The 24,224-nt window shown below is 63.7% G+C and carries 14 protein-coding genes; 7 read left to right on the top strand and 7 right to left on the bottom strand.

What is annotated here, in order from left to right; all coding sequences use genetic code 11:
• Nucleotides 1–1,089: a DUF5685 family protein gene (locus ACZYZ9_RS02505; protein ID WP_463824614.1), complete on the bottom strand. Its 1,089-nt coding sequence runs from the start codon at nucleotides 1,087–1,089 to the stop codon at nucleotides 1–3.
• Between the two features lie 220 nt (nucleotides 1,090–1,309).
• Here ACZYZ9_RS02505 and ACZYZ9_RS02500 point away from each other — a divergent pair, with 220 nt between their 5' ends.
• Together ACZYZ9_RS02500 and ACZYZ9_RS02495 are read left to right on the top strand one after the other, a co-directional pair.
• Nucleotides 1,310–1,735, top strand: a complete 426-nt coding sequence (locus ACZYZ9_RS02500; RefSeq protein ID WP_463824613.1) for a protease inhibitor I42 family protein — start codon at nucleotides 1,310–1,312, stop codon at nucleotides 1,733–1,735.
• The gene (locus tag ACZYZ9_RS02495; protein ID WP_463824612.1) at nucleotides 1,732–2,430 is read left to right on the top strand and encodes a mycothiol-dependent nitroreductase Rv2466c family protein; all 699 of its coding nucleotides are present in this window, start codon (nucleotides 1,732–1,734) and stop codon (nucleotides 2,428–2,430) included. Before ACZYZ9_RS02500 ends, ACZYZ9_RS02495 begins: the two co-directional genes overlap by 4 nt.
• On the opposite strand, the gene ACZYZ9_RS02490 is transcribed toward ACZYZ9_RS02495, so the two are convergent.
• Nucleotides 2,410–3,555, bottom strand: a complete 1,146-nt coding sequence (locus tag ACZYZ9_RS02490) for an acyl-CoA dehydrogenase family protein (protein WP_463824611.1) — start codon at nucleotides 3,553–3,555, stop codon at nucleotides 2,410–2,412. The two genes, ACZYZ9_RS02495 and ACZYZ9_RS02490, sit on opposite strands and share 21 nt — an antisense overlap.
• 25 nt (nucleotides 3,556–3,580) lie before the next feature.
• Nucleotides 3,581–4,141 (bottom strand): TetR/AcrR family transcriptional regulator, encoded by a 561-nt coding sequence (locus ACZYZ9_RS02485; protein ID WP_463824610.1) that lies wholly within the window; start codon nucleotides 4,139–4,141, stop codon nucleotides 3,581–3,583.
• 81 nt (nucleotides 4,142–4,222) lie between these two features.
• Between ACZYZ9_RS02485 and ACZYZ9_RS02480 the strand changes: the two genes are divergently transcribed.
• From ACZYZ9_RS02480 to ACZYZ9_RS02460, 5 genes are all read left to right on the top strand, one after another.
• Nucleotides 4,223–5,710: a serine/threonine-protein kinase gene (locus ACZYZ9_RS02480; RefSeq protein WP_463824609.1), complete on the top strand. Its 1,488-nt coding sequence runs from the start codon at nucleotides 4,223–4,225 to the stop codon at nucleotides 5,708–5,710.
• A gap of 262 nt (nucleotides 5,711–5,972) precedes the next feature.
• Complete coding sequence (locus ACZYZ9_RS02475) at nucleotides 5,973–7,199, top strand: M24 family metallopeptidase (protein ID WP_463824608.1); 1,227 nt, start codon at nucleotides 5,973–5,975, stop codon at nucleotides 7,197–7,199.
• A complete protein-coding gene (locus ACZYZ9_RS02470; protein ID WP_463824607.1) occupies nucleotides 7,196–8,356 on the top strand; it encodes a M24 family metallopeptidase in 1,161 nt (386 codons plus the stop codon). The genes ACZYZ9_RS02475 and ACZYZ9_RS02470 overlap by 4 nt, the downstream gene beginning before the upstream one ends.
• Nucleotides 8,356–8,808 (top strand): VOC family protein, encoded by a 453-nt coding sequence (locus tag ACZYZ9_RS02465; protein ID WP_463824606.1) that lies wholly within the window; start codon nucleotides 8,356–8,358, stop codon nucleotides 8,806–8,808. The genes ACZYZ9_RS02470 and ACZYZ9_RS02465 overlap by 1 nt, the downstream gene beginning before the upstream one ends.
• A 98-nt stretch (nucleotides 8,809–8,906) precedes the next feature.
• A complete protein-coding gene (locus ACZYZ9_RS02460) occupies nucleotides 8,907–9,173 on the top strand; it encodes a hypothetical protein (protein WP_463824605.1) in 267 nt (88 codons plus the stop codon).
• Between the two features lie 23 nt (nucleotides 9,174–9,196).
• On the opposite strand, the gene ACZYZ9_RS02455 is transcribed toward ACZYZ9_RS02460, so the two are convergent.
• The 4 genes from ACZYZ9_RS02455 to ACZYZ9_RS02440 form a co-directional block, all read right to left on the bottom strand.
• On the bottom strand, nucleotides 9,197–10,768 hold the full coding sequence (locus ACZYZ9_RS02455; protein WP_463824604.1) for a serine/threonine-protein kinase: 1,572 nt from the start codon (nucleotides 10,766–10,768) through the stop codon (nucleotides 9,197–9,199).
• 350 nt (nucleotides 10,769–11,118) lie between these two features.
• Nucleotides 11,119–12,474 (bottom strand): hypothetical protein, encoded by a 1,356-nt coding sequence (locus ACZYZ9_RS02450; RefSeq protein ID WP_463824603.1) that lies wholly within the window; start codon nucleotides 12,472–12,474, stop codon nucleotides 11,119–11,121.
• Nucleotides 12,452–18,877 (bottom strand): SNF2-related protein, encoded by a 6,426-nt coding sequence (locus tag ACZYZ9_RS02445; protein WP_463824602.1) that lies wholly within the window; start codon nucleotides 18,875–18,877, stop codon nucleotides 12,452–12,454. The genes ACZYZ9_RS02450 and ACZYZ9_RS02445 overlap by 23 nt, the downstream gene beginning before the upstream one ends.
• Nucleotides 18,870–24,107 carry a RecQ family ATP-dependent DNA helicase gene (locus ACZYZ9_RS02440; protein WP_463824601.1) on the bottom strand — a complete coding sequence of 1,746 codons (5,238 nt, stop codon included), beginning with the start codon at nucleotides 24,105–24,107 and terminating at the stop codon, nucleotides 18,870–18,872. The genes ACZYZ9_RS02445 and ACZYZ9_RS02440 overlap by 8 nt, the downstream gene beginning before the upstream one ends.
• Nucleotides 24,108–24,224 lie beyond the last annotated feature (117 nt).

Here is a 24,224-nt window from a genome sequence, read left to right as displayed (position 1 = left end):
CTACGAGCAGTCGCAGCAGTCTCCGCAGTCGCAGCAGCAGTCGCAATCGCAATCGCAATCGCAGCAGCAGGCATCGGTGCAGCGGTCCCAGCAACCCCGCTTCTTCTTCGGCTCGGGAGGAAGCTGGCCGGGAGGCGGGTATCCGCCGGGTCCGTATATGCCGTATTGGTTACCGCCGAAGTTGATGCCGTCCTGTTCGCCGTGCGGGCTGCCATACGGGTAGTTGGCCCGCGGGACGGCACCGGCGAAGGTGCGTGAGACCGAGCGGCGTATTTCTTTGGTCAACAGCCGGCGCGGCAGGCGATCGTCGGTGAACTCGACATCGGCCAGTGCCAGTTCGATGCCCAGCACCGCATCATCGCACAGCGTGCGGACCTCGGCCATGGATATCCCGGTGGCGGCCAACGGATTCCACTTTCCATGTGTCAAATCGTCGTGGTAGTCCTCGACCGCGTCCAGCAGATGCGCGACCCGTCCGAAGAGTTGTCCGACCTCGCGCAGCGGTGCCGCATTGGCAGGGCGGCCGGCCAGCACCGCGGTGTGAGCGAATGCGGCGGCCACGGCCGTCTCGGTCGGCTCGGTGACGGTCAGCAACGGACTGCCCGGACCCGTGGTCGCCTCGAGTTGCATCTGCCGGTCCATGGCGCGGACCAGCACGGCGGTGTCGAAACCCAAGCGGCGGCCGGTATCAGTGCCGCGGCGGACCCACCGTTCGGCGACGCGTCGCGCAGCCGGACGTATCCCCGCCATGCCGACTACGCCGTCGCGGTCATCCACGTGGTCACGGACCTTCGCCGCGGCCAGTGCCAGCGACACCACAGCGGCCAGACGCACGCATTCGCCGGTCGCGACGTCGGCGCGTTTCATACCGCGCAGCGGGCAGGGCCCCGCGGTGCGACGCATCGGCTCCGCCTCCGACTGGGCTTCAACGAGCAGCGAGACGATCAGGCCGTCGTAGTTGGTGGCGATCCGCGCCGCTTGCCCGTAGTCGTCACGCAGAGCCAGGCACAGACCGCACAGTTGGGCGCGCCAAGCCGCGGTGAGTTCGCCGCCGAGATGATGACGACAGGGCCGAATGATGCCAAACACGGATTGAAGTTACCTGACCAGGCTGCGGTGCGTCCGCAAACGCGTATTCGATGTGGCGCGCGAATGGCTGCCGCACTGTGGCTATTTCACCAAACACGTTGTCCGCCAGGGTTATCCAAGTGCACTCAGTGCGTAGCACCGATGATCGTGCCGCAACGGAGGTGCACCAGATCCGGTCAGCGCGCACCGGACTGGGGCGGTGAACGGTTAGGGTGCACTGATGAAGGTCAGGCTGCTGGCGGTGGCGACCGTGCTGGTGATGCTATCGGGGTGTTCGAGTCCGGGCAGGGCATCGACCAACGCCATCGACGTGTCCATGGACGAAGTGTTGAAGCAGAACGCCATTACTCGGGATGTCACTCTGTCGGTGGGCGACACACTCAAGGTCTCGCTGGGCGCCAACCACAGCACTCCTTATCGTTGGACACCCGATCCGAAGATCGCCGACGGCGCGGTCCTGACGCAGACCGGTCACGAATACGTCCGGGGTAGCACCGACCGGGTGGGTGCACCAGGCACTGAGGTCTGGACGTTCACCGCGTCGACCGCCGGGACGACCACACTCGTCGCCGATTACGGTTCCATCGTCGGTGATGCCCCGCCTACATGCACGTTCACCGCCAATGTGGCGGTGCGCCAGCCGTGACCACCGTCGATTTCCACTTCGACCCGATGTGCCCGTTCGCCTTCCAGACGTCGGTATGGATCCGTGCAGTGCGTGCGCAGCTGGGGATCACCATCGACTGGCGGTTCTTCAGTCTTGAAGAGATCAACCGGGTGGAGGGCAAAAAACATCCCTGGGAACGGGATTGGTCATACGGCTGGTCGCTGATGCGGATCGGCGCGTTGTTGAGACGCTCGGATATGGACCTGCTCGATCGCTGGTATGCCGCAATCGGACACGAACTGCACACGTTGGGTGGCAAGCCGCATGATCCCGATGTCGCCCGCAGGTTGTTGGTTTCGATCGGTGTCGACGACACGATTCTCGATGCGGCACTAGCGGATTCGACGACCCACGATGAGGTACACACCGAGCATCAACGGGTCGTCGACGCGGGAGGCTTCGGGGTGCCGACGCTGTTTATCAATGGCCAGTGCCTGTTCGGGCCGGTGTTGGTAGATCCGCCGACAGGGGACGGGGCGGTCAAGTTGTGGAACGTCGTCACCGGCATGGTGGAATTGCCGCACGTCTATGAAATTCAGCGTCCCAAGTCCGCCGTCGACGCCGAGTTGATCGGCCGCAGTTTGCGGCCCTACCTGGACGGTCGTGACTGGGTCAGCATCAACCGCGGTGAGGTGATCGACTTGACGAGGATTTCAGACCATGGCCAGCGGTGAGATCTTAAGCCCGATTGCCAAGGCGCCGGCCAGTTCTCGGCTGGCGTCGTAGTCGAAGATCACATGGCCGCTGAGCACGTCGATGTCGCGCTTGGCCCGCTGCAGCGGATTGTTCAGAAAATGTGCACTCGCGCCGGAAGCCTCGAGTAGGTGGCCGACCACCGCACGGGATTCTGTCACGACATGGGCGGCGGCCAAGCGGGCGTCAGCCCGCACGGTACGCGGAACCCGTTCTCCGGCTTGCAGAAGCGTCTCGATCCGGTTAATCGTGTCGGCCACCAAACCGTGTAGCGCGCGCAACCGAACCCGAGCTTCACCCAGCCTCGCCTGCGCCGCGGGCCTGTCTTTCTGCTTGCTGCCCTCATAGGCGATGACGCTCTCGCAGAGCCGGTCGGTGAACAGATCGACCACTCGCTCGGCAGTACCCAATGCCGGCATCGACGCGAGGAATGCCAGGGCGGGCACCATCGGCCAGCGATAGAGGGTCGTGTCGTGCAGCAGCGCTCCCGGCGCGGTGCCGCCGTAGATATCGGTGACCTTGACGAGTCGGTGCTCGGGAACGAAGGCGTTCTCGACCACGATGTCATTGGAGCCGGTGGCGCGCATGCCGTCGGTCTGCCAAACGTCGACGATCTGATAGTCCTCGGCAGGCACCAGCACCAACGCGGGATAAATCCCGTCGTCGGGTCCGCAGAGCGCACCGACGATGGTCCAGTTGCCTTCCATCACCCCGGTGGCCCACGACCAGCGACCGGTGAGCCGGACGCCCCCGGCAGTCGGTGTGCCGCGCCCGGTCGGGGCCAGCGGCGAGGAGGCCAGGAATGGAATGGATGCGAAACCGTCCGCCTGCGCCCGCTCGCCGAACAGTGCCAACATCCAGTTGTGCAGAGTGAAGAAACCCGCTGTCCAGGCGGTCGAGGTGCAACCGTGGGCGAGCCGGCGGACTGGATCCAGGATCGCCTGGAAGTCAGCCTGCTGACCGCCGAATCGGGCAGGCTTGAGCAAATCGAGCAGACCTGACTCGTGCAATTCCTTGACGGTGTCAGCTGGTAGTCGCCGAAGTTCTTCGGCCTCTCGGGCGCGTTGCTGAATCCGTTGCACGAAGTCGTCGGAAATGACGGTCACTGCGACACCATACCTTTTGGTATGTTCACTGCCGCAACATGAAGTCGAGAAAGGCCTCATGGTGCAACCATTTCCGGGGCGACGGACCGGTCAGGTGCAGCAGTCCCACGCCGGCGGCGAAGGTGGTGTTAGCGCGCAGTTCGGCTTCATCGTCGTCGAAGCCATAGTCGCGGAATGCTTGGCGCACTGCGCTGAGTAGCCGGCGGTCCGCCTTCTGGACCGCATCGGCGACGGCCGTATCAGAGCGAGCCCATTCGCGCATGGCCCGTTCCAGTGACCATTGTCTCGGCTGTACCAGCGACGTCATCATCCGGGACAGGCGGTCCCGCGCCGGGATGTCGCGCAGCTGTTCGATATCGCGACGGTCTTCATCTTTGAGCTGGGCCCAGGATTCGATCATCGTCTGACGGTAGGTCGCCATGTCGACGAAGTGCCAGTAAAAGCTGCCTTTTGTGACGTGCAGTCGCGCGCAGAGGCGGTCGAGTTTGAGTGCGTTGAGGCCTTCGTCGGCGATGATCGCGTAGCCGGCCTGCAACCAGTCGTCGACGGTCAGCCGACTGCTGCTCGACGTGCGACCGGTCGCCATGGAATCGCAGCCTACGTATCGTCGCCGAATAACGGGGGCCCTGGATGGGAACCCTGGTATCTGCCAGGAAAGGACACGTGCATGACGTCGCCGCACAGCGGCTCACTACTCGGTACCCGGTTCGGACCCTATGAATTGCGGTCCCTGATCGGCGCGGGCGGAATGGGCGAGGTGTACCGGGCCTATGACACCGCCCGAGGGCGCATGGTTGCGGTCAAATTGCTGCGCCGAGAACTGGCGGCGGACCCGGCGTACCAGGAACGTTTCCGGCGAGAGTGCCGATTGGCGGCGCGGCTGCAGGAACCGCATGTCATCCCCGTGCACGACTTCGGTCAGATCGACGGCGTGCTATTCATCGACATGCGCCTGGTCGACGGAGGCACCCTCAAAGACCTGCTGCACGAGCGCGGTGCGCTCGATCCGGCACACGCGGCGTTGATCACGACGCAGGTGGCCTCGGCTCTGGATGCGGCGCATGCCGACGGCCTGGTACACCGCGACGTCAAGCCGGAAAACATCCTCCTCACCGCCGACAACTTTGCCTATCTCGTCGATTTCGGCATTGCTCAGGCGGGCGGTGACCCGAGTATGACGGCGGCGACAGGCTCGTTGCTCGGCTCGTGCGGTTACATGGCGCCGGAACGGTTCACCGGTGACCGGGTGGGTGCGCAGACCGACGTCTACTCGTTGACGTGCGTGCTCTACGAATGTCTCACTGGCGAAAAGCCTTTCGAGGTACCCGAGATTCACCAGCTGATCAGTGCACACATGTTCTCGGCGCCGCCCCGACCCAGCATCATGCGCCGGGGAATCGACCGGTCCTTCGACGACATCGTCGCCACCGGAATGGCCAAACAGTCTGCGGCACGGTTTGCTTCGGCAGGTGAGTTGGCGACGGCGGTTCGCTTGGCGGCCGGGTCCAACGTGGCACCAGTTCCCGCCCCGGTTGCGGCCATCGCACCGGCTGTGCCACGTCGCACGGTGCGCACCCGGCCGTTCCGGGTGCAATACCCGAACCCGGACGCTACCGGCAACAGTCCTTACCCCGTCCCGCCACCGCCACGGCCGGTGGTCCAGAAGTCTGGCCGGGGACCGGTTCTGGTGGGCGGGCTGGCGGCGGCGATGCTGGTCGTCGCGGCTGTGCTGGCCGGCATCTTGGCGTTCGGCTCCGGATCTGTACGCGATACCGCGGTGCCGGGTGCATCGACATCGCCTGCGTCGCAGTCGTTGTCGCTGTCCGGCCCGGTCGATGGTGCCGACGAATTGGGCTTCGTCGGCCACCCGGCAAGATGCGACGTCGGAAACCCTCCGGCAGCGGTGGTGCGAACCGCCCAGTCCCTGGCGGTGATCTGCCAAACCGGGTCGCAGAGCTACTACTACCGCGGTGAACGGATCCGGGACGGGGCCAACATCGAACTCCGTAACGCGGTGCGGGTCTCCGATGGATTCGATGTGACCAACCCGTCCAACGGAGTTCGTTATGAGATTCGGCCGCGACAGCTTTCGATCATCAGCGGCGATCATGTGGATTCCGCCGAGCCGGTGTTGCAGTACGCCACATCACGTTAGCGGCGATATGCGTGTTGAGAATTCTTGCGCCTGTTCCGCCAGGAACGGCTTGAACTTGTGGCATGTGCCAGGCGGTAGGCGCCGTCGACTTCGTTGATGTCCAGTGCGGGTTGGCCCTCGGGCCGCGGGACGCCCATCGGATACCTTCCCGGGCGAACTAGTGGACGCCTCCGCGGTTCGTCGGCGGTGCCACGCCTCCGGCGCTCGATTGTCACTGGGCTATCTTTGCGTTATTACGCTGTTCGGCCGCGCGGAGAAGTGGGTGGGCGTCATCAAGGACTGGGCAGCGGGAGCCACCATCGGCGGATTGCAGATCCCTGACCGGCCCGATCTCGCACGGATGCGGCGGGATCGGTATGCCCGGCTACAGTCCCAGCTCTCGTCGCAGCGGCTGGATGGCCTGGTCTTACTCGCATCCACCTCGGTGACGTACGCGACCGGTGCCGCGATGCCGGCCATGGACGGCGACCGGGCGGCACTGTTCCGCGCGGTCGCGATCGTGGTCAAGGGCGAGCCGATGCCCCACCTCTACTCGATCGTCGCCGACGGGGTTCCGCTCGGTGTGCACCTGCACCCACCGTTGTTTCCCGATCTCGACGACGGGATCGATGCATTCGCCGCTGCTGTGGCAGACCATTTCCCGACTGGTGCCCGGGTGGGAATCGACCACTTGTCACACGCGATGGTCCGCCGATTGCAGGGTGTTTCATGGGTGGACGCCGCCGGCGTGATGGGTGCGGTCAAATTGGTCAAGACGGTGGACGAAATCGCGTGCGTCCGGGAGGCGCAGCGGCTCAACGAACTGGCGATGGAAGCAGCGTTGCAGGCGTTGCGGATCGGACTGCGCCAGAACGACTTGAGTGCGGTGTTCCTGCGCCACGTGTTCGAGTTGGGGGCTTCGGCAGGCGGCATCGACCCGATCTTTCAGGTGATGCCACCACGGCGGTCACAGGGCCCATGGACGTTGCACGGTGACCTCGCATACCCGACGGTCACCACCGACCGCTTCCTGCGGTACGGCGACGTCATCTGGGTGGATGCCGGGATCATGTGGGAGGGGTACGCATCGGGCTACGGACGTACCTGGATCACCGGACGACACCCGAATGCAACTGAGCTCGCCCAGTTTCGCCGCTGGCGCGCCGTCGTCGATGCGTGTCTGGAGGTCCTGGCACCGGGACTGAATGGCCAGCAACTCTGTCAGGCGGCCATCGATGCCAACAATGGTGTCCGGCCGTGGCTTTCGCACCTCTACCTGGCACACGGGGTGGGCGTCGACAATGCCGAAATGCCGCTTTTCGGAACCGACCTGGGCAACGAATTCGACGCGGGCTTGGCTCTTCAGCCGGGCATGGTCGTGGTGCTGGAACCGGTGATCTGGGAGGACGGCGCGGCGGGATTCCGCGCCGCGGACATCGTGGCCGTGACCGATCGGGGCTGGGTCAAGCTGAGTGGTTCCAACTACCAGCCCTTCGGGTGTGCCCCGTGACCCCGGTGCCGCGCGATCCAGGGGTGCGCGTCGGGACGATGAGCCTGGAGGACGGTGCCCGGATCGACTTCGGCTGGCTGCGTGGCGAGCGGCGGCTGAAAGTGCTGTCGGGCATGGAAACTCACGATCTGGATGCGTTGATTCTCAGCGGTCCGGGAAACGTGCATTACGTGTCCGGTGCCCGGCTGCTGGGCCGGGCCGGGGTGCTGCCCTTCACCCCGCTGGCCGTGGTGGTGCGCTCGACTGGACGTGTCCATTTGCTGTCGTCGTGGGACGAGGGCGTCCCGCCGGAAATCGGTCGCGAGGACCTGTACGGGATGAGCTGGAACCCGAGGAAGCTGATGGCGTCGGTGGCGTCGATACCCGGGATGCGAAAAGCCAAGCGGATCGGTACCGATGGAACCTCGCCGTCGTTCGTGTTACTGGCCGGGCTGGCCAAACTCGGGGAGATAGTGGACGCCGGGCCGCTGATGGAGGCCGCACGCCGGGTGAAGACGGCTGAGGAGATCACCTGTCTGCACGTGGCATCCGCAATATCGGAGTCGGCCCTGGGTGCGCTGGAGGCCGCGTTGCAGCCAGGCGTTACCGAGCGGGAGTTGCTCGGGGTCTACTACGCGTCGATCGCGGCGCTGGGATCGCCCGTTGCACCCTCGGAAAGTGTTTGTTTCGCAACGCCTTTGAGTGGATCGGTGCCTTTCCGGCACCTGGCCACAGACCGACCAGTGCGGGAGGGGGAGTTGATTGTCCTGGCGCCCGGGGCACTGTATGCGGGATACGAAGCTGGGTTGGCCTGCACGCGGATGGTCGGTGGGTCGAGGTCTGTTCGGGCTGCCGCGCTGCTGACGGCGTGCTCGTCAGGTTTGGATGCGCTGGTGGCTGCGTGCCGGCCCGGGGTTACCGGTGCCGATCTGTATCGGGCCTGGGAGCGGTTGGGTCGTGGTGAGCCGGCGGTGTTGTTGGCCCATGGGCTGGGCTTGGGTGCGGAGGCGCCGGCGATCGGCCTGGGACGCGGTCTGAACGCGTCATTGGCGGAAGGGATGGTGTTGAGCGTGCAGTCCTGGGTGACCGAAGCTGGTGTCGGAGGGTGTCTGGAACGTGCCACGGTCCTGATCGGCAGTGCGCGTGGCACCGTGTTGTCCCGCTACGGGAGGTCGTAATGGGTTCGCAGTCGGTCGTTTTCAACCATGTCGGTTTGTGCGTCCGGAGCAGGGAGCGGTCGCGCAGGTTCTACGAGGGCCTGCTCGGATTCGAGTACTGGTGGGAGTTGGACGCGCCGGAGGAGGGGACTGCTCAGCTGCTGCAGCTGCCCCGGCCGGTGGGGTTGCATGCGACCTATCTGGTCAGGGACGGGCTGGTGCTGGAGCTGCTGGACTACTCGGGGCGTGTGGTGTCCGGTGGCGGCGAGCGGACCATGGATCAGGTCGGGTTGACCCACATCTCCTTCTCGGTGTCAAACCTGGCGGCGGTACTGGATCGCGTCGGCGACTTCGGGGGCGAGGTGGTCGACGGTACGGTGTCCGCGGGATCAGCGATGGTCAGGGATCCGGACGGGCAGTTGCTGGAGTTGTTGACGGACGGGTGGATGCAGGTGTTGCCGGCGCGTCCGTAGGGCCGCTTCGCCGCCCGAACCGAAATCCCCGGACATTTTATTCTTCCTTGCGCGCGCCTCACCGAAAAGTCTCAACTAGAGCTTTAACCTTTCGATCCATGACCGTTCGGGGGTGCCTGCACTTACCAGAGCTCGAGATTCTCTCGGCACTGGACTTTGACACCGAGATTCCGTGTATCTGCCAGAAGTTCTGCAACGAAGCTGAGCATCCGGCCGATTGGTGGATCACCCTGTCGTGTGGTTGCCGATACCCGTTCTGCAAGAAAGCGTTACAAATCTCCAAGATCCGGTTGAAAGTGCGGTCGCTGACGTGCCGGTTGTGCTCGGCACCGGACATCACCATCCGGAGCGTGAAGCGCGCCTAGCCAGCTGGGCTCTGACTGGCGATTCAGTTGTACGCCGTGCTCTGCGCCACCGGGTGCGTCGTGCTGATGAGCTTGGCGATGCAGTGATCGCGGTCGAATCCCCTGCTGCTGCACCATGACAACGCGCCCCTGGCGTCGCTGAAGCTGTACCCCGCGATGGTCACCCAGTAGTTCGATTCTGAGAACGTCGACCAGTCGCCGGACCACAGCAGCTTGGCGTTGTAGAGCGATCGCAGCCGCTCGTGCTCCTGTAACGCCATCGCGTTGTCCCAGGCGACGCCACCCTCGACGGTGCCCGGACGCTTGGAGCTGAGCTGCGGAACCCATTTGTTGGCGGCTTCCGATGCAATCAGGGAGCGGTCGAGGTTGACGTATTGGCGCAATTGCTGCTCGGCCGTCTGTGCCTGCGCCGCGGTCGTGGTCGGAATCGCCACCGAGCGTGTCGTCGTCGGCGTCGTAGTTTGGTCAGTCGGCTGAGCCGTCGTCTCGTAAGCGGGTTGCGTCGAAGTTGGATAGGCGACCGCCGAGGAGGGGTAGTCCGAACCCGAGTTGCGGTTCGCCACGACCGCGACCGTGAGGACGACGACGACCACCACCAGTGCGGCCGCGAGCGCGGCCAGCGTGGGCACCAGGTACCGGCGCGCATCCTGCCCCGGTGGGGCAGCGAAATATGTTGGCGCAGAGCTGAATTGCCTGTTGAAATGCTGATTGTTGCGCGGTGGGGGTTGATACTGCGATGCGAAAACCGTGTGATCGGGACCCGCTGTCGGCCTGGGTGTCGACAAGGCGCGCTTGGCCGCGCGCGCAAATGCGCCGGCGCTGCCGTAGCGATCGTCGGGGTGTTTGGCCATGCCGCGGGCGATCACCTCGTCGAGGGCCGGCGGAATCGTGGACCTGGCCATACTGGGCCGCGGCGGCGGCGACGACAAGTGAGCCGCTATCACCTGCTCGGTGTTGCCGACGAAGGGCTGACGACCGGTCAATGCCTCGTAGAGGACACAGGCCAGCGCATACACGTCCACCGCCGGTGTTGCGGGCGCTGCGCTGTTCAGTCGTTCGGTCGCCATGTAGGCGAAGCTGCCTACCTGATAGCCCGTGACGGTCAGATGACTCTCTCCGGGTGTCTCGGCGATGCCGAAGTCGACCAGGTACGCGAAGTCGTCGGCGGTGACCATGATGTTCTGCGGCTTGACGTCGCGATGGATCAGCCCGTTGGCATGCGCGGCGTCCAGCGCTGCCGCCACCTGGCTGATGATCTCGACGGCACGTGTCGGCGTGAGGACCTGCGTGGCGATGATCTCGTGCAAGGTCTGGCCCTGGACCAGCCGCATGTCGATGTACAGCGTGTGGTCGATCTCGCCCCAGTCGTGAATCGGAATGACGTGTGGCTCCTGCAAGATCGCCGCCGCCCGCGACTCACGCAGGAATCGCTCCCGGAACGTCGCGTCGCCGGCCAACTGTTCGCTGAGTACCTTCAGCGCGACGGGCCGGCGCTTGTCGGTGTCGAATGCCTCATACACCTCACCCATACCGCCCTTGCCGAGCAGTCGGTGAATCTCGTACTTACCGAACGTCCCGCCCACAAGTGTTTCCATCGGATTCTGCCTTCCTCCCCGCAGTCAGTATGCGACAGGGGTGTGACACCCGTCAGGCGTTTGCCGAGAAAGCTCGGCCGCGGATGCTCAGTGGTGTGTTTAGAGCTGAGTGCCGCTATCAATTTTCGTAGAAGCCGCTGTCAGGGAGGTGCGGAGGGCTGGGTTTCCGAAACGGGTGTGGCTGATGTGACACTTGTGCCGTGGTGGCCGTCGGTTTGCTGGCTCTCCCGTCGCGGCGGCCCGATGTGAGACGGCTCGGACGGATGCCCGTCGCCAGGTCGTAAGCAACTCGAGTCAGCGACGCCGGCGGCGGGTCAGAGCGGACGTTCATCCATGTACCGACGGGCGCGTCAGCGCAGGTCCACCCAGGACGTCGCAACCTGTATGTACTTGCCATGAGTCGCGATCTGGGACCAGTCGACGTTGTCGCCGAAGGGCAGGTATTCCTCGGCGCGGTTGGTGACCGTCGTGTACCAGTTACCGGAGTAGTCGCCAGTTTCACAGATGTTTATTGCGGCCAAGTACAGACCGGTGATGGTGAAGCGTACGACTGCCAGGTGTTGGACCACCCGTTCGTCGTAGCCGGGAGTTATTGGCGCCCACGCGGTAACGATCCTGAACTGACGAACTTTTGGTGCCAGGTCGCGCCACGTCATGACTTCGTTGACTGATCCCCAGTCGTCAGTGGCGGTGGTCACCCATTGATCACCGCGGCGTACGGCGACATAGTTGTAGCGGCCACCACCCTTGTCGAATCGAACGACTGATCCGTCGATGGGCTCCACCGCAAACGGCCTCGTTGCCGTGCCTTTCGTCGGGAGGGGAGCAAGCTCCTTCTGCATTGCGCTGAGGTCGTAACTCAATGGATCAGCCCGCTCGGGTACGAGCGCGGGCACCGTGCGGGGATCACCGTCCAATAGTTCAGGCGTCGCTTCGCTTGCCTTGATTGCACAGATCCGAACCTCGGCGGCGACCTTCGATCCCCTGATGTCGGCCCAGCACACGGTAAGCAAGCCGCGGTCTCTCAGGTGCTTGATCATCGGAAGAAACTTTTGACTGGTCTGGGGCGTGAGTTGACCGATCTGCTCGTTGTTGATGCGTACTCCCACAAGCGATTTCCGGCCTTCTCTGCCAAGCTCGCGGAGCGTGACGAACAGAACTCCACGGCCGCTTTTCGGAACATGCTTCAACAGGGCGTCGTAGTGCTCGTCTTCCCGGGTGACCTGGACAATCGACGAGCGCGGCAGCATCGTGTAGGGCTCTGTAGGCGGAATGTTGAACGGCAACGCACTTTCGGGATCGCCCAACGAAATCTGCGCGGTGGCATGGAATTCGATCCCGTCCCAATTGTCATATTCGGATGCCCACACCCTGCCTTTGGTCGTGGGCAGGAATCCCGAAGCGACAACTCGCCGCACGACTCCGGCCCAGCGGGGCGCAACCTCAGCTCCGAGGTAGCCGATCGTGTGCCCGTCGACGCGAACTGAGATAGCCGATTGCCCCCGTGACCCGTTTGGTTCCGGTACCAGAACCGCTGTGATGTCGAATGTTTGTCCGTCGCCCGCCCAGTCCGCGGGTAGGAGACTACGGAGCGCCGGCAAGAAAGCCGGTTCCACCTCCAGTTCGTGATCGCACCAGCGCTCATCGGTCCACAGGCTGAAGAACCTCGGCATCTGCCACTCCTTACAGCTGGCCCGCTCGCTCATCGAAAAACCTCGACACCGACGGAGGCACCGGAGTCGACTTGTCGTTGCCCTTGCGCAGCCATTGGTGATCGGACTTCTCAACGACGATTACATGATGCGCATCAGCACCGATCAGCATGCCTTTGGTCGAGACGAAACGACCGTGCTGGCGCGCTTCCTTATGCGTGGGCGGACGAACGTTCAGACATGCCGGACAAAGCAGTAGGCTTTCGAATGATTTTGTCGCACAACGTTTGCAGAGCGCTGACTCGCAGCAGTGGCACGCGGTCATCCCCTCCGTGCACATCGCGCAAACTCGTTCGCCGCAGTAAATGCAATACCCGTTGTCAGGGCCGAAGTGGCCCTCCCTGTCAATGACACCCACGTCGAGCGGACACCCGGTGGTGCAGTCGAGTTGGCGTGCATCGGTCCGGGCAGGGCCGAGATCGACCGCATGCCACCAAAGACGACCTCGTTCGTCGGTGACTGATTCCTCGACGCGAGCCGCGATTGTCAGGGCGGCCCGATACCGTCGGTTCTGCCATCGTATTTTCATGGCAGTGGCGAACCTCGACGGCAGCGCACCGAACTCGGGAGTAGATGCCATTGCGTCCGGCATCCAGATAGCGAACGCACGCTGGGTGCTGTCAGGCGACACACGCATACCCGTTGGTTTGATCGACCCGACGGGTCGCACCTTTCGATCAAACTCGACCGCGTTGAGCACAGACGAGTAGGTGATCTTGTTCGGATCGATGAAGTCCCTGACCTCGTCCGCGTCATCAACGCCCAGTGACCGGGATAGTGCGGTTGCCCATACTGCCAGCGGCGATTCAACAATGGTGTGCCACGATGTTTGCCCGGCGATTCGGATCCCCAGTACGAGGAGTGAAGCGAGACCCGCCACCACGGCCTCGGCAGCTTCCGAAGCTGCGTGGGCATGAATCGTCGGATTCGGATTCCAGCCCTCGCCCACCCACGCCCAGTCGGTTGACTCATCGATCCAGGGGCTGAGCGAATCGTCAAAGCCGGATCGTCCAATGGTCCGATCGACCAGTCCGGACGGTGTGATGATCACGTCCTGCCCGACCCGGTTCCACCACATCGTCAGTTCGATCGGGTCGACCGGTTGCGTACCCTGCAATACGCGTTGCAGTTCGGCAGGTGCCGGTCCTGTAGCGCTGGGCAGCATGCTGGGCGGCTCGAACTCGTCGAGGATCACCTGCGCCAGAACGGCTTCGGTGCTGGGGAACCATTGCAACCGCTTGCCCTGGGCATGATCGTCCAAAGCCCACGACGCATAGAAGAAACGTTGCGACTGCACCACCACATGCGGCGTGTCGAGAGTGGCCTCGGCATCGAGCGGTTCAATCACCGGGGCGACCTGCACGCCGAATCTGCGGCTCGCAGCCAAACGAAGACGATAGTCGTCGCTGATCTCGTTGCAGCCGAATGCAACCCAGCGATCGACTACGCCGTCCCGCAGCACAATCCGCTCGGCAGTCTCACCGCGGTTCAGCACCACGATCGTCGCGTCCGAGTCGGTGCCGATGAGCACCATTGCACCGGCCGCGGCCAGGTCCGTCGGCAAGTCCCGCAACTGCTCGTCCGTGGCGGGAACCAACTGACCGCATGCCGAACATGTTTCGCCCGATCGGCAATCACCGCACATATCTCGGGCGCAGATCGAGCAGGCCCGCACTTGCGGGTCTCGACCACAGTCCGTGCACGCCGCCGCCCCACACACCAGACACTGTCTGGACGAGACCTGGTATGTGGCCGACAAGCAACGCCGACACACCTGTGCCGAACAACCCGGACACGCCACACCAGCCCGCCCATCTACCGGATCACAGGCCCCACATGCCCAGGTTTCGCACGCAGCGCACTGTGCGGACGTACCAGCGGCATAGAAGTGGCCCTCTCGGCAGACACCAAAATCGTTGAGCCGGAACTTGATATCGTCGAGTTTCGGTGCGACGGGCACACCGTCGAAAGTTCGGTAGAGGTGCGCAGCGGTCCCGTGTCCGCGCCATGTCTCGTGGACCTCGTATCCCGTGCACACCACCGCGGTGAATGCGCGACGCGCCCGCTCGAGGAGATGCCTACCGACATCGGGGGGCATCGCATTGGCATCGAGATTGTCTGTCTGTTGACCTGCTACTCCCAAGGCGACAAGTGAGCTACGTTCTGCCGGAACCAATTCGACACCTGGTTCGACTGCGGCGATCTCGGCGACGGGCTCCAGGCGGCGTTCCGCCAGCTCGCATTCTGAGGGGGACAGCACGCCCTTAACCGGCATCCGTTGCGCGTCCGCTAGTTGACCGACACGACCGCCCGGAGCGCCGAGAGTGCACAGCACATTGTGCCAGGCCAGTTGTTCCCCGAGCGAAGCGGAGTCGGGTACGGCGACCCAGTTGGTCACCGTCGCTGCTGCATTGGTGTCGTGCATCGTCACCAGGACGGCCTCGTTGCGGCACTGCACGGATATCTGCAATCCAGCGAGTCCGGCCTCGGCAAGAATCGTGCTGTCTGCGGGTGGGCTGCGCCAGTGCACGGGCACCGTCTGCTCGTCAACCACTTTCCAACCGGATGCGTCGTCGGATTGAACTATCCGCTCGAGGAGATGATCCGGCTGTAGCCAGACTTCATGATGCCGAGGCCGACGGGTCAGCATGATGGCCGGGGGCGTCGGCGGCGGTGCTTCCGCGCGCAGGATCGCCAGCAGTTGGGCCAGCCCAGCGGAACTTTCACCCGCCACGGCCGGCGTCTCATGCGCAGGCAGCTCGCTCGCATCGAAGTCGTCGATCACGGAACCGTCCCGGTCGGCACGGGAGAGTTCGATGTCGACGGTGCCGGTGCTGCGCATCAGCAGGCTGGCCGAGTCCAGAGGCTGCGGGCGGTCGCTCAAGTCCCGCAGTACCAGTCCGATGTCTGCGGGAAACCCATTCTGGGCAGCGTAGGAGCGCAGGCCAATTCGGCGCGGATCGCCGACATCCTCGTCGCGGACAACCAGTGACGGCACCGGGTGCCCCGGTCGCATCAACCGGGCAACACGGTCGCCGACGACAAGCGTCGCACCTCGATTGAGGCGCCACGCCACCCCGAAATTGTCGTCGAGCTCGGGCGCCCGCTCAGGCTCCCCGCACCCAAGACACAGTTCACCGGTGAATTTGCGGCACAGGCCGCAACACGACAGACCGCACACTGTGCAGTCGGCAAACACCCCATCGTCACCGCACGCCCGGCACAGCGTGTTGTCACAGGAGCCGCATTGCACGCCTTCTGATTCGTCGATCAGGTGGGAATCGCAGCACAGGTCGAGAATGGTGATGGTCCGTTGCGACGCAGCGCTTTTGATCTTCGGCGGCCTCGGCAGTCCCCATTCGTAGGTCAATGCGGCCTCACAACCGCGTGGGCCAACCCAGGTTTCTTCGATCAGCCAGTCGTTCTCGTCGAGAATGAAGGCCAGCATCTTGGCGCGGGCCCGGATATCGGGGACCCGGCTGAGTCGGTCTTCCTCGGAACTCAGCGCATTCCGCAGGCGCTGCTGGTCGTCGGGGCCGGCCTCACTGATCTGCGCCAGGTAGGCGGTCTGGATGCGCTGAAGCTCCCGCCGGCGCTCAGCGGTCACTTCTTCTGCCATGTCTTGTCTGAGGGCGTCGAGCGTATCAGCGGCTGCACGCTCGAACTCGGTGATGAGTTGTGTTGGTTTGCCGAATGCCACTGGCAGGGACTCGCCATCCTGCAACGGCCGGCGGGGCAACTTAGCCTTCTTGCGGGCGTTGATGTCGGCGGTGACAACGTATTCGGTCAACTCGGTTTCACCGATGGTGGTCCGGAACGTCGCCTGCCCGCTCCACGTCCCCGCTGAGACAAACCGTCGTTGTACGAGCCTGATGTTGGGGCTATGCCGCAGCGGACTGGGTCCTGGATCCTCCGGAATCACCGGGACGGTCGCGTGCATGTCGCCGCGCATCTTGAGCAAACCGAGCAACTCGTCGAAGATTGGAGACCCGACGGCACACAGTTCGGCGTCCGGATGCTGTTCCATGCCAAGGCGATCGAATGCCACATGCAGCAGCTCGCGTCCGTCGAGTTCCTCGGCGACGACGGCGTTGAACTGGACGGTCAAGAACGCGCCTTCCCCCTCGCCGGTGTCGTGGACGACTTGTGCGTCGAGTGCTTTGAAAACCTCCCGTACCCATTTCTGAACTTTGCGCTGCCGCTTGCGTGCACGTTCGGCGACTTCCGGAGCCAATTCGTTGCTGCCGGCCTTCGTGAGTTCCTTTCGATGCTCAAAAGCTCCTGCCATCCAGCTGCTTTGACCGCTGTCGGCCGCGATCAGCGTCTTTGCGCGCTGACGCGCATCGGTAAGCTCGGAACCCAGCTTTGACAACAGCCGCTCCATCCGAGTGTCATCCTCGGCGAAAAGCGCTTCCAGCACGCGAGATTCGAATGTCGCGGACTTCGACTCGTCGAGCTCACCCAGGATTGTCGTCACCTGTCCGAACAGCAACTCGAACATGCGCAGCTTCTCAGCGAGCAACCGGTAGACCTGCTCGTCGATGGTGTTGCGCGCGAACAGGTTCGCTACGAACACCTCGTCGCGGGGCTGGGTGAGGCGGTCCACACGTCCGATTCGCTGCTCGATTCGCATCGGATTCCAGGGCAGGTCGTAGTTGAGAACGCAGTTGCAGAATTGCAGGTTCTGGCCTTCGGCTCCGGCATCGGTAGAGATCATGATCGGTGCCGCGCCCGATCGGAACGCGGCAACAGTAGCTGCGCGCTCACCGGTGGACATCGAACCATGGAAGGCGCGCGCGTCGAGACCCTCCTGCCCGAGCCGACGCAGCAAGCCGGTCACGGTGTCGGTGTGCTGGGTGAAGATCAACACGCGCCCGTGTTCGCGCACCCACTCGCTGGTGATGCGCAGCGCGGCGTCCTCGCGAGCAGAGTGTTGGATGTCCATGGCGAGATGCCCGAGCTCCTGCAGTGCAACGCGCACCCTCTGATCGGGGTGCCGATCCGCCATGCGCAGCGCAGTCGTCCCCATCGAGAACGGGCTAGCGGTCAACCGCAGTGCCAGGCTGCGCCGGCGCATAGTGTCGGCCGGGTCGCGCATGATGTTGCGCAGTAGCTCAGTGCTCAACGCGTAGAGTTCGTGCTCCCGCGGCCCGAGATCGATCGGCACGTCACTTGGTCGCCGTTTGACGCGATCTACTCCGGCCTGGGCTCGCGTGGTGCGGATCATTGCGCTGCTGATGAGGCGGCGCAGCGCCGCGGGATCGTTGGGTGTGCGGGGGTCGTTGCCGCGCATGTACTGGCGCCTGAATTCGCCTACCGAGCGGAAAGTTCCGGGCCGGAGAAGCTCGATCAGGCGATACAACTCGAGCAAGTCATTCTGTATGGGCGTGGCGGTCAGGAAGAATGCGTAACGGCACTGGGTGGTCAGTGCGGTGATGAGTTCCCGCCTCTTGCGGGCGCCCGAGCCGGCGGCGCGGTGGGCCTCGTCGACGATCACGATGTCCCAGGCCTTTGTGGTGAGTTTGTCGACCGCGCGGGCGCCCAAGGTCAGGCTGAGGATGAGCTTGTCCTGGTTGCCGAGTTGAGTCCCGCTGAGTGCCACGTCGAAGGACAGATCAAACTTGCTGCTCATCTCGTCGCGCCACTGTTCACGCAGGGGGGCGGGGCACAAGATGAGGACACGCTTCGCCAAACCGCGCAGCGTGAGCTCCTTGATCGCGAACCCGGCCTCGATGGTCTTTCCCAGCCCGACTTCGTCGGCCAATACTGCGCGGCCGCGTAGCCGGGAAAGCGCATGACGTGCAACGGCTTCTTGGTGCGGCATTCGTTCGACGTTGGCGACGTCCACCGCCAGCAACTCGTCGAAGTTGTCCAGCGTTGCCAGCTTTTCGCCCTGCAGCCGAAGCTTCACCAGATCCAAGGTGTCGAATCCGGCGCCCTCGAGCTGTTCGGTGAGGAGCTCCCGCGCTGACGTAAGGAACCCTACGGCTCTGTTTTCCTTCGTACTCCAGTCATATTCGGAGTCGGGGTGAAACTGCCGGTCTACTGTCCTCCTGCGAGCCGCCTTACGAGCGGCTCGGGTCTTCTTTCGCGGCACATCACGGTCATTGATCAGCGTTGCCGTGCCCGGCGGGAGCACCGCCAGTCGATATACCTGATCGACTGCCCGCAGCCGTAGCAGACCATTATCCTGACCGTGCTCTTGGAGCCGCTCAAGCAGCATTTCACCACTGATTTTGCGGCTGCGCCCGCTCCATTGAGCGATGAATTGTTCTCCTTCGAGCTCGATGGTGATGCTGGTGCTGTGCTCGGGCAGCAGTAGCGCTGTGCGCTCATTCGCGGTTACAACGAGCTCGCCGGTCTCGAGCAACTGGTGGGTGATTCGCTTCTCAATCATGTTGCGTGAAGGGAACTCCGAGGGTTTGTGCACCCAGTTCGGTCACCACGAGTGATTGGTATGCGCTCGTAGATCCATCGCGTTGGACCGCTCGGCGCTGGATCAGGTTCTTGCCGATGCACTGTTGCACTGCCGTGTCCCAGCGCTTTTCACCATTGCGGACATGTCGCAGCGAGCCGAACTGTGGGCAGCTCAGGACACCCTGGCCCAGCGGCCGGCCTTCGCCGAGAGACTCTTTGCCGAGCACCGCTGCCCGCAGGCTGGCCTCGCCGTAGCTGCCGCGTTTAAAGCTTGACGCCCAGGCCACTGCTTGCAGGACGATGAGTTCGGCGTTGACGAGCAGCTCGGGATCGGCGACGAGATGATCCGGTAGTGCGGACCACGGCGCGGAAGCTCCGTTGCAGACATCGCATTCGGTGATAGCGCGACTGGCGCAATCGGCGACTTCGTCACCGAAGTGCTTAGCCACGGCCACTCGTCGGCACATCGATTCATCGGTGGCATAGTCGATAATCGCCTGGAGGCGCCGGCGCTGCCATTCGTTCCAGCGCGCCGATTCTCTGGCCAGCTCGACCCGAGGCGCGACCCTGCTGAACAACTCGACCCGGCGCAGTCTGCGGGAGCTGGAGAAGGTGACGAGCCGATCGAGGCTCCACTCGATCAGTCGCTGCTCCAAAACGTCCGGGTCGTAGCCACGCTTGTCCTTGAGCTCCTGGAAATCCAGCTGCACGCGGACATTGGGCCGAGCCCGATTGGCTTGATAGAACAACTCGCGAAACAGACGGCGTTCGTCTCCGGAATCAGGTTCCTTGAAACCGACATCCACGGTCCCACGTGCAGAGCAGTCGAGGCCCTGTTTGAGCACCCCGACCCGTTCGAGCCGCGCGATATTGATGTTGAGTTCGTCGTCGTCGATGGCGAGCGCGTCCGCCATCTCGTCGACGTCGAAGACGCGGCTCTTGCCGCGTTCCGGGCACTCCCACAATGCGGTGAGCAACCGTTGGGTCAACTCGGCGTCCGCTGTCGACTCGTGAGAACTGATCAAACCTCTGCGGAAGCCGATGTCGCGCCGGGTATACAACAGCAGGCAGTCTCCGGTGAGGTCACGTTTGCGTGCGGCTCTGCCGGCCTCCTGCGCGTATCCGTCGAGGGAGTCCGGCAAGTCGTAATGGACGACCCAGCCGATATTCGGCTTGTTGATACCCATCCCGAAAGCCTTGGTGGCGACGATGATTCGGGCGGTGTCAGAGTCGAAGTCCTCTTGCACCGCGTCACGTTGCTCGGGGACCATCCCCGCGTGGTAGGGCCGTGCGGCGTGGCCGGCGCGCCGCAACAGCGCTGCGATCTCCTCGGCGAGTGCACGCCGGGTGACATAAACGATTCCCGGTTGTTTGTCCGCCCAGGCGACAAACCTGAGCAGTTCGCGGCTGCGTTCCCGGTCGCTGCTGCACAGCACGACCCGGAAACGCAGGTTCGGCCGGTCGCTGGGTTCCCGTACCAATACCGGATCCTGCATCTGCAGTGCGGAGTTGATGTCGGTTTCGACTTCGGGTGTGGCCGTGGCGGTGAGACCAGCTCGCGGCGGCCGCGCGTCGAACGTTGCGACCGAGGCCGGGACCTGACGGAACTCGGGTCGAAAATCGTGTCCCCACACTGAGACACAGTGCGCCTCGTCGACGACCACACGGTTGAGTTGCTGCCTGCCCAATGCTCCGCGCAGCACCGGGTCGCGCGCTAGACGTTCCGGAGAAACGTAGAGGAGTCGCACCCGTCCCTCGGCGGTGTCACGCAAGATCTCGGTCTGCACCACCTTCGACGTCCCGCCGGTGATGCCCTGGACGGGTCGGATGCCGCGGCGGCCCCGCAGGTCGTTCATCTGGTCTTTGATCAACGCGATCAATGGCGACACGATCACCGTGGCACGCGCCTCCGGCGCCAACAACGCAGGCAATTGATAGCACAACGACTTTCCGAAACCGGTGGGCAGCACCGCCAGGAAATCTCTGCCGTCCACGAAAGCGCGCATAACCTCCAGCTGCTTGGGATGGAGATCGGCGATTCCGAAAAGCCTTTCCGCGGCCTCAATGAATTTGGCGGTCGGATCCTCGCCCGGAATGAGGCGCAGATCCTCCAGCAACTGGGTGACGTCGTCGCGGCCCAATGCAATTGCCGTGCTCAAATCGGGTTTAGAACCCGTGACGAACTCGATCGCGCGGGTCCAGGCGTCGTCGCGGTCGAACGCCTCATGGACGGTCGGCCCGGGCAGGGAATCGAGGATCACGCGTTGTGCCTGGGTGGGGGAGTGGAGCCGACGGTCGCACACAAACGCCGCGCCGCGGTCTTGTTCGTTACGGATCAGACGCCCGAAGCCTTGCGTGAACTGCATTGCGGTCAAAGGCAATACGTAGTCGAGGAAGGGGTCACCGCCACGCTCGGCGATCGCTCGCTGCCGGGCGGCCACGAGCGGATTGTCCGGATGCGGGTAGGGCGGCTTCTCCAGGAACAGGTACGACAGCGTTTCGCCGGGTGCGTCGAAGCCTTCCCAGTAGGACTTCAAGCCGTACAGTACGGTTCCGGGTTCGGAGCGAAATCGGTGCAGGATCTGCGACCGCCCTTGTTCACCTTGGACGAGGAGGTCGACGCCGCGTTCCGCCAACTCGGCGGCATGCGCTTTGACCTGCGCCGCAACAATTTCCATGCGTGTGCGGGCGGTGAATAGAGTAAGTGTCTTCCCGCCGGACAGCGAGAGGAATCCGGTCTGGTCGGCGGCCATCTCCTCGCAGAACTCGCGCTCGTTCGACGGGATCGGTACCGGCAGATGATTGGTGAGGATGAACAGCGACTGCTTTGGGTAGTCGAACGGCGACGGCAGGGTCAGAGCCCGGAAGCTCCCGTCCGCAGGCTCTGGGTCGATCCGGATACCCAGTCGCGAGGCGAGGTAGTCAAAGCGGTGCTGCACTGTGAGCGTTGCCGAGCACAGCACCGTCGAATGGGTTTGGTCGACGATCGCCTGCTGAAATCGCGGAAACACGTGAATTGGGATGCGCTCGTACGTCCAGGCCGCGGGATCGTCGGGTTCGGCGGCGATTTGGTAGACCCACAGGTGGTCGTCCGGGAGTTCGTTGAGAGTGCCCAGCACCTCAATGGCTGTATCGAGCCTTTCGATGTGACCGCGCAAGCGCCGTCGCGCAGAGGATGTTCCGTTGACGTCGGTCAGGGACAGACTCAGTGCGGTGACTGCCTTTCGGAACTGGATCAGCCAATACCGGGTACTGGACGCGGTTTGCCGCAGATCCCGGAACTCAGGGCGGCCGGTGACGACACCGCCGCGTAGCACCGCGGAGACCGAGTCCCCTGCGTACTCGTGCAGGTAAGTGGCGATCGCCGCAGCCAATTCGTCTCTGCAACCGAAGATTTCAGCGCCGGCCGACCGCAGGGCTTGAATGTTCTGTCCCACGGTCTCGTCGCCACCCGCCCGGGATCTGACCTCACGCACCAGCTTCGATTGCGGTGAAAGGCTATTGACCAGGATTTGGAGTTCGAGGGCATCCACGCGTTGGGTCCACGCGGCAGTCAGGCTGTCTTCCAGGGCATGTGCCTCGTCGAAAACGAGATCGGCGCGGCCGTCGGTGAGAACATCGCCGGGAGCGCGGCCGCCGGCCTCCCCGGTCCAGCTGGCAATGAGAGCGTGGTTCACCGAGAGCACTCCCGGTGTTTTCTCCATGCCCGTGGTCTGCTGGATGAGTGGGCAGGTATGAGCCCATTTGCAATTCGCGCGGTCACATCCGCTCGCGGTTGTGCGCAATCGTGCCCGGGTGCGCGCGTAGTGTGCGTCTCCATGGCGGAGGACGTGGTCGGTGACGTCATCCCAGGTGCCAGTCGGGGATGCAGTGATCGCGCGGATAGCGACAGCCATCGCGAGCGCTGAGGACTCACGGTCGGACAGCGCGTCTTCGAGTTCTCGTGCGCAGACGTAGTTGCCGACGCCTTGAACCTGTCGGAACGGAGCCCGCAGCAACCCCTCGTCACGCAAGCGTGCGGCTTCGTTGCGAAGCTGACCCTGCAGTGCCTTGGTAGCGGTGGCGACGACCACCGGTCGTCCGGGCCTGGAGGCGCGCCCCAGTGCGGGCAGCAGGTAGGCGAGTGACTTTCCTGTTCCGGTCGGAGCTTCAACCGCCAGGCGCCCACCACCGTCGACGACCTCGGCAACGGCCTGAGCCATCTCACGCTGCGCAGGCCGAGGTCGCCGGTCCGGCCTGGACAGGAGCAGCGCCAGGTCATCGCGAGCTGCCGACCACGCGTCGGAAGCCGGGGAACCCGTTGGCATCAACAACGGATCGGGTGCACGGGCCAAGGCAGTTAATTGCGGTGCCGCTGCCAGCGCCGGCAGCAAGGCGACCAGCGGGTGATCGAACGCTTCGAGCGTCGCGATCACCAGCTGCCAGGCTGGCTGCCGAATATCGACAGCGGCCAGCAGTCGCTGGACGACCGCAGCGGTGGCGATGGCGTCCGACAACGCGTGATGCGGATTAGGGTTGGCGATGCCGTAGCGGTCAGTGAGATCCGCCAACGACCGGTTGGGCATCGCAACGTCGATCAATGTCGAAAGGTGCAGAGAGTCGACACACGCCGGAAATTGCGGCGGATCCAGACCAGCCCGGCGGCTTGCCTTCTCCACGAATTGCCGATCGAACGCGAGCAGGTTGTGCCCGACAAGGACGTCGATGTCATTGAACGCGGCGTTAACCGCGTGTAGCGCCTGGCCTAGGGAAACGCCCCCCTTTGCATCAGGACTTTCCGTCCCTGACAGGACGGTGAAATCCAGGATGGGGATGCCGTCCAGGCGCACCAGCGCGATTTCCACAATGTCGTCTGTGGCCTGATCGAGCCCGGTGGTCTCGATGTCGAGGACCGCGACCCGGTCCGCAGGGACACGACGCACGCGTGTCGGTCGGTACCAATCGGTATCGGTGAGCGTGTCGTTGTTGGAGTGGTCGGCTTCCGAGTAGGAGACGAATTGCTTGGAGGCGACGGCGAGCAACCCGTCTGCGTTCAGTTGGAAGCGATTCGGATATAGATCCGGAAGCTGGGCGAGACGCTCGATTCTTTGGTGGAATCCTTGCAACCTGAGCAGTTCCAAAAGGGCAGCCGTTGACTGCGGGCCCTGCTCCACGAGGATCTGGTGTGCCGCCTGGAAGGCCGGAGGCATCGGCCGACGTAGCTCAGTCATCCACATCCTCCGCTGCGCGGAACAAGAAGCGCATTTCCCGAACCTTACTTAGCGGCGCCGACAAAGTGAGCGGTTTTGCCGACTCGCCGTAGCTGACCCGCGCCCGATGATCAGCTA

It is taken from the genome of Mycobacterium sp. IDUB_28, from assembly GCF_055419285.1.
Note: the sequence above shows the minus strand (reverse complement) of the source record. Positions and strands in the feature narration are given on the sequence as shown.